Origin of the sequence: Sphingobium cupriresistens LL01 (genome assembly GCF_001046645.1) — a bacterium.
GTDB classification, from domain to species: domain Bacteria; phylum Pseudomonadota; class Alphaproteobacteria; order Sphingomonadales; family Sphingomonadaceae; genus Sphingobium; species Sphingobium cupriresistens.
The window spans coordinates 2235354-2241982 of record NZ_KQ130434.1 but is presented as its reverse complement, the minus strand read 5'-3'; the positions used below and the strand labels follow the sequence as shown (position 1 = coordinate 2241982).

Sequence of the window (6629 nt, the reverse complement as noted above, 5' to 3'; positions counted from 1 at the left end):
GCCCGCGCCGCAGCAGACCCGCGCGCCGCAGCCGGCGCCTGTGCGTCAGGCGCCGCCGCAAAGCCTGATGTCGCGTCAGGAATTGCAGGCCAAGCTGCTGCGCGAGGCCGAAGAAGCCCGCATGACCGCGCTGGAGGATGCGCGCCGTCGGGAGGACGCCGCACGCCTGGCCGCCATTGAGGAACAGAAGCGTCGCGCCGAGGAAAATCGCACCGTCGCCGAAACGGCCGATGCGCCGTCTGCGCCCGTCGAACAGGCGACGCCGGAACCTGTCGCCGAAGTCGATGCGCCCGCGCCGCCGACTCAGGCGAAGGCCGCGCCCGTCGAAGAGGAGCAGCCCGCTGCCAGCGCGGCAGCCGCCGCTCCGCCGCCCCCGCGCCGCTTTACTCCGGTGTCGCCGATCAAGCGCCCGGAGCCTGCCAAGCCGGAACGCGCGAAGAAGGGCGAGGATAATCGTCGCCAGGCTGGCAAGCTGACCGTCACCAAGGCGCTGGCCGACGACGACAGCGCCCGCGCCCGCAGCCTCGCCGCGCTCAAGCGCGCGCGTGAAAAGGAGCGTCGCGCCCATTATGCGGGCGGCTCCAAGACCCGTGACAAGCAGGTCCGCGATGTCGTGGTCCCTGAAATCATCACCGTGCAGGAATTGGCCAACCGCATGGCCGAAAAGGGCGCGGACCTGGTCAAGTCGCTGTTCAAGATGGGACAGGCGGTTACGCTCAACCAGCCGATCGATCAGGATACGGCGGAACTGTTGGTCGAAGAATTTGGCCACCGCATCCAGCGCGTGTCCGACGCCGACGTCGAAATCGGCATCGCCGGTGATGATGATGCACCTGAAACGCTGAAAGTCCGCGCGCCGGTCGTCACCATCATGGGCCATGTCGATCACGGCAAGACCTCGCTGCTCGACGCCTTGCGCGGGACCGACGTGGTCGCGGGCGAAAGCGGCGGCATCACCCAGCATATCGGCGCCTATCAGGTGACGACCAAGGGTGGCGACGTCATCACCTTCCTCGACACGCCGGGCCATGAAGCCTTCTCGGAAATGCGCGCCCGCGGCGCCAACGTCACCGACATCGTCATCCTGGTGGTGGCGGCCGACGACGGGCTGATGCCGCAGACGATCGAGGCGATCAACCATACCAAGGCGGCCGGCGTGCCGATGATCGTGGCGATCAACAAGTGCGACAAGCCCGATGCGAACCCGCAAAAGGTGCGCGAGCGCCTGCTGAGCGAGGAGATCGTGGTCGAGGATATGGGCGGCGACGTGCAGGACGTGGAGGTTTCGGCGCTCAAGAAGACCGGCCTCGACCAACTGATCGAGAAGATCCTGCTCCAGGCCGAAGTCATGGAACTGACCGCCAACCCCGATCGCGCCGCCGAAGGCAATGTGATCGAGGCGCAACTCGACAAGGGTCGTGGCGCGGTCGCCACCGTGCTGGTGCGCAAGGGCACGCTCAAGGTCGGCGACACCTTCGTCATCGGCGCGGAAAGCGGCAAGGTTCGCGCGCTGATCAACGACAAGGGGCAGCAGGTGAAGTCGGCTGGTCCCTCAGCCCCGGTCGAGGTGCTGGGCCTGTCCGGCGTTCCCAAGGCGGGCGATCAGCTCACCGTCGTGGAGAATGAAGCGCGCGCCCGCGAAGTCGCCGCCTATCGTCAGGAGCAGATCACGCTCAAGCGGACGGCGTCGGTGCCCACCAACTTCGAGAGCATGTTCTCTGCGCTCAACACCACCATGATCGAATATCCGGTCGTGATCCGGGGCGATGTGCAGGGTTCGGTCGAAGCGATCGTCACTGCGCTCAACCGTATTTCGACCGACGAGATCAAGGTGCGTATTCTCAGCTCCGGCGTGGGTGCGATCACCGAAAGCGACGTGACGCTGGCGGCCGCCAGCCGCGCGCCGCTGATCGGCTTCAACGTCCGTCCCAACGCCAAGGCGCGTCCGCTGGCCGTGCGTGAGAAAATCTCGCTGCGCTATTATGACGTGATCTACGACCTGCTTGAAGAAGTGCGTAACGAAATGGCGGGTCAACTCGCCCCCGAACGCATCGAAACGATCGTGGGTCGGGCCGAAGTGCTGCAGGTGTTCCCGGCCGGCAAGAAGGACAAGGCGGCTGGTCTGCTCGTCCTGGACGGCATCATCCGCAAGGGGCTCAATGCGCGCCTTACCCGGTCGGACGTCATCGTGTCCAAGACGGTCATCCACTCGCTGCGCCGGTTCAAGGACGATGTGTCCGAAGTCCGCGCAGGCATGGAATGCGGCGCGGTCCTGCAGGATACCAACGACATCAAGCCCGGCGACACGCTGGAATTGTTCGAGGTCGAAGAACGTCAGCGTACGCTGTAATAACGGCAAATGCAAAAGCCCCTCCCTTTCGAGGGAGGGTTTGTGGTGGGTCGTGAGCAAAGCGCGCTTCGACGACCTGTCACAGCAGGTTGCTGGCGATTGCCAGCGATCGCATCCACCCCCGACCCTCTTATGAGGGTTACGTGCCCCTCCTAAGACTTGAAAAGGAGGGGGGAGATATAGGCTATGGCCCAACAACCCGAAGGCCCATCCGTCCGCCTGCTCCGTGTGGGCGAACAGGTGCGTCATATCCTTTCCGATATTCTCCAGCGCGGCGACGTGCATGACGACGTGCTGGCCAAGCATGTCGTGAGCGTGACCGAAGTGCGCATGTCGCCCGACCTGCGCCACGCCACCATCTTCATCAAGTCGCTGCTGGGGCAGGATGAGGACGCGGTGCTCAAGGCGTTACGCACCAATACCGCCTATATACAGCGCGCAGTCGCGAACCGCATGACGCTCAAATATGCCGCCAAGCTGAAATTCCTCGCGGACGACAGCTTTGATGAAGGCAGCCATATCGACAAGCTGCTGCGCCAGCCCAAGGTGGCGCAGGATCTGGTGAAGGACGAGGGCGAGGATTGACTTGGTGCACGGTAAGACGCATCTTACCGTCATGAACGCCAAGACCACCCTGTCGGCCAAAGGCCAGGTCGTCATCCCCAAGGATGTGCGCGACAAACTCGGTCTTGAGCCGGGCCAGGTGCTGGATGTCGTCCTCATGGGCGGCGGCGTGCTGCTGAAACCCCAGCATAAAAAGTCCGGCCGCAGTTTTGAAGAGATCATGGCGGGCATCAGGGCGCGTATGGATTATAAGGGGCCGCCCGTCAGCATAGAAGACATGAATCTGACCATCGCAGAGCATTGGGCTAAAAGTGGGGAGCAGGGCGATTGGTGAAAGCCGTCGATACCAATATTCTTGCCAGAGCGATGGTCCGAGATGACGACGACCAGGCGGGCGTTGCGGATTCGGTTCTGGCGAATGGCGCATATGTGCCTCTGACAGTGTTGCTTGAAACCGCGTGGCTGCTATCCAGCCGTTATCAGCTCTCGCGATCGGTCGTTGCCGATACGCTGATGGATATAGTGGATTTGCCCAATGTCTCCGTCGAAGAGGGCGGTGCGGTCCAATGGGCGATTGAACGCTATCGGCATGGCGGCGACATCGCTGACGCGCTGCATATTGTCGCTTCGATTCGCGCCGACAGCTTCGTCACGTTCGATCGCGAAATGCTCAGAAAGCTTGGCGATTCTCCTCTGCCAATCGAGGTTTTGAAATGATGCGCGTGATATTGGCCTGCTTATTGTCTTGTGGCGTGGCAGCGGCGTCCTCGCCCGCCTTCGCCAAGCAGTCGGCGATCCATCCCGCGGTCATTGCCGATCCCAGGCCGGACGCGGCCTATCCCGCGGGAATGAGCGCTTTCGTCATTCCGGCGGAGGACGGGGCGATGAACGCGGTGCTCTATACCGCCGCCGGTGCAGGCATCCATCCGACATTGCTTTTGCTGCACGGCTTTCCCGGTAACGAGCAGAATCTGGACCTGGCCCAGGCCGTGCGCCGGGCCGGATGGAATGTGCTGACGCTCCATTATCGCGGCAGTTGGGGCAGCCCCGGCGCCTTCTCCTTCGCCAATGCGTCCGACGACGCTTTCACCGCGTTGCAATATCTGCAGCAGCCCTCGGTCGTGGCCAGATATCGCATCGACACCAGCGCGATCGTGGTGGCCGGGCATAGCATGGGCGGCTTCATGGCCGCCGATGCCGCCGCCGCCGACCCGCGCGTGGCGGGGCTGTTCCTGATCGATCCCTGGGATCCGGCGCAAACCGTGGCGGCGCTGGCCACGCCGGAAGGCGAGGCGGGATGGAAGGCCGAAGTGGCGAGCGACCTGCCGCCACTCCATGGCGCGACCTATGAGGGGCTGACCGGCGAGATCAGGGCTGACGGGCAGAAGTTCGACCTGGGCCGTCGCCTGGCCGGCTATGGCCGCCGTCCGCTGACGCTGTTGGGCGCGGAAAAGGGGATCGGCGCCATGGCGCGCAAGGCGGCGGCCGATGCGCAGGGGGCCAATCCATCCGCGCGTTTGATGGTCTGGCCGACCGATCACAGTTTTTCCGACAGCCGCATTGCATTGGCTGACGCACTGGTGCGTTTCCTGGCTGGCGTCGCGCCGACGATCCGCTAATCCGGCGGGGATGGCGAAGCTCTATTTCTATTATAGCTCGATGAATGCGGGGAAATCGACCACCCTGCTGCAATCCGACTTCAACTATCGCGAGCGCGGCATGGAAACCATGCTCTGGACCGCCGCGCTGGACGATCGCTACGGCCGGGGGCGGATCGTGTCGCGCATCGGGCTGGACGCGCAGGCGCATCTGTTCGATCCGCAGGTCGACATCTTCGCCGCCATCGCGGTCCAGCATGAGGCGACGCCGCTGTCCTGCGTGCTGCTGGACGAAGCGCAGTTCCTGACCGAGGCGCAGGTGTGGCAACTCGGCGCGGTCTGCGACCGGCTGGGCATCCCGGTCCTCTGCTACGGCATTCGCACCGATTTTCAGGGCCAGCTTTTCGCCGGCAGCGCGGCGCTATTGGGGCTGGCCGACACGCTGACCGAGATCAAGACGGTGTGCGATTGCGGGCGCAAGGCGACCATGAACCTGCGCGTCGATGCGGGCGGACGGCCGATCCAGCAAGGCGCGCAGACGCAGATTGGCGGCAATGACCGCTATGTCGCGCTGTGCCGCCGGCATTTCGTGGAGCAGATGCGGGGCTGACAGCGGTGGCGACGCGCTATACACGCGCGCCATGCACGGTTGGATCATCCTCGACAAAGCCCATGGCCTGGGTTCGACCCAGGCGGTCAGCGCGGTCAAGCGCGCGCTGCGGATCAGCGAGGCGGGCAAGTGGAAGGTCGGCCATGGCGGCACGCTCGATCCGCTGGCGACCGGGGTGCTGCCGATTGCGATCGGGGAAGCGACCAAGCTGGCGGGCCGGATGCTCGACAGCGACAAGATTTACGATTTTACGGTCGCTTTCGGTGTTCAGACCGACACGCTGGACCTGGAGGGGAAGGGAATCGCGCAGAGCGACGTGCGCCCGACGCTGGCGCAGGTGCAGGCGGTCCTGCCGCGCTTCACCGGACCGATCGAGCAAGCGCCGCCGGCCTATAGCGCGATCCTGATCGACGGCCAGCGCGCCTACGACCTCGCCCGCAAAGGGGAAGAGGTCGAGATGAAGCGGCGGTCAGTGACGATCCATGGGCTGCATATATCCTCGTCCCAGGGGGCAGAGGATAGCGGAGTTTGTCCGCAGGGCGGGCTAGCGCAGCTTGGAGCGGGGGAGCGAGAGGCAGGCCCCGCTCCAACTTCGGCCAGGCAGCAAGCTGCCAAGCCTTCATATCCTCTCCCCCATGGGGAGAGGGTTTCAGAGATCACCCTTCGCGCCCACGTCTCCAAGGGCACTTACATCCGCTCCCTGGCCCGCGACATCGCGCTGGCGTTGGGAACGGTCGGCCATGTCACCATGCTGCGCCGGGTGAAGGCAGGGCCGTTCACCCTCGAATCCGCAATTTCGCTGGACAAATTGGACCAAGCTGCTAGGGGCGGCGGCATCGGTGGGCTTATGCTGCCGCTGACGGCGGGGCTGGACGACATCCCGGCTCTCCCCGTCTCTCCCGATCAGGCCATCGCTCTCCGCCAGGGGAAGATACTGACCGGGATCGCCGCCACCGACGGCCAGTATCTGGCGACATTGGGCGATATCCCCGTGGCGCTGGTGCGGTCGGACGATCATCAGATCGTCGTGGTGCGCGGTTTCAACCTGATGTCGAGGGAAGACGATTAGATGACGATTACTGCCGAGCGCAAGGAAGCGCTGATCAAGGAATATGCCCGCGCTGAGGGTGATACGGGTTCGCCAGAGGTTCAGGTTTCGATCCTGACCGAGCGGATCACCAACCTGACCGAGCATTTCAAGGGTCACCACAAGGACAATCATAGCCGTCGTGGTCTGCTGATGATGGTCAACAAGCGTCGTTCGCTGCTGGACTATCTCAAGAAGAAGGATCAGGCGCGCTATGTCGACCTGATCGGTAAGCTGGGCCTGCGCAAGTAAGCCTGCTACAAAGGGACGGCCCCATTCGGGGCCGTTTCCGATTCTGGAATGGGGCGCAATTCGGCGCCCTGTTGCATATCAGGGGCCAGATGATGCCCCGACACCGCTGCGGGCCGGTTAGCTCGCAACACAGGCCCCGCCCGGCAATAGGGCCGACGCGGGCGAAGG

The 6629-nt window shown here is 64.0% G+C and carries 8 protein-coding genes; all 8 read left to right on the top strand.

Annotated elements, in window-relative coordinates:
• Positions 1–2350, top strand: a 2350-nt coding sequence (infB, locus tag V473_RS10770; protein WP_244884374.1) for a translation initiation factor IF-2, incomplete at its 5' end; no start/stop codon positions are given.
• Positions 2351–2536: 186 nt separating this feature from the next.
• Positions 2537–2935: a 30S ribosome-binding factor RbfA gene (gene rbfA, locus V473_RS10765; RefSeq protein WP_066603693.1), complete on the top strand. Its 399-nt coding sequence runs from the start codon at positions 2537–2539 to the stop codon at positions 2933–2935.
• A 4-nt stretch (positions 2936–2939) separates the two neighbouring features.
• On the top strand, positions 2940–3248 hold the full coding sequence (locus tag V473_RS10760) for an AbrB/MazE/SpoVT family DNA-binding domain-containing protein (protein WP_244884372.1): 309 nt from the start codon (positions 2940–2942) through the stop codon (positions 3246–3248).
• Positions 3245–3631, top strand: a complete 387-nt coding sequence (locus V473_RS10755) for a type II toxin-antitoxin system VapC family toxin (RefSeq protein ID WP_129925942.1) — start codon at positions 3245–3247, stop codon at positions 3629–3631. The genes V473_RS10760 and V473_RS10755 overlap by 4 nt, the downstream gene beginning before the upstream one ends.
• On the top strand, positions 3631–4533 hold the full coding sequence (locus V473_RS10750; protein WP_408021510.1) for an alpha/beta hydrolase family protein: 903 nt from the start codon (positions 3631–3633) through the stop codon (positions 4531–4533). The genes V473_RS10755 and V473_RS10750 overlap by 1 nt, the downstream gene beginning before the upstream one ends.
• Positions 4534–4543: 10 nt before the next feature.
• Positions 4544–5122: a thymidine kinase gene (locus V473_RS10745; protein ID WP_066603681.1), complete on the top strand. Its 579-nt coding sequence runs from the start codon at positions 4544–4546 to the stop codon at positions 5120–5122.
• Positions 5123–5153: 31 nt separating this feature from the next.
• Entirely contained in the window at positions 5154–6191 is a 1038-nt protein-coding gene (gene truB, locus V473_RS10740; RefSeq protein WP_066603678.1) for a tRNA pseudouridine(55) synthase TruB, read from the top strand.
• Positions 6192–6461: a 30S ribosomal protein S15 gene (rpsO, locus tag V473_RS10735; protein ID WP_056688046.1), complete on the top strand. Its 270-nt coding sequence runs from the start codon at positions 6192–6194 to the stop codon at positions 6459–6461.
• The last annotated feature ends 168 nt before the right edge of the window (positions 6462–6629 follow it).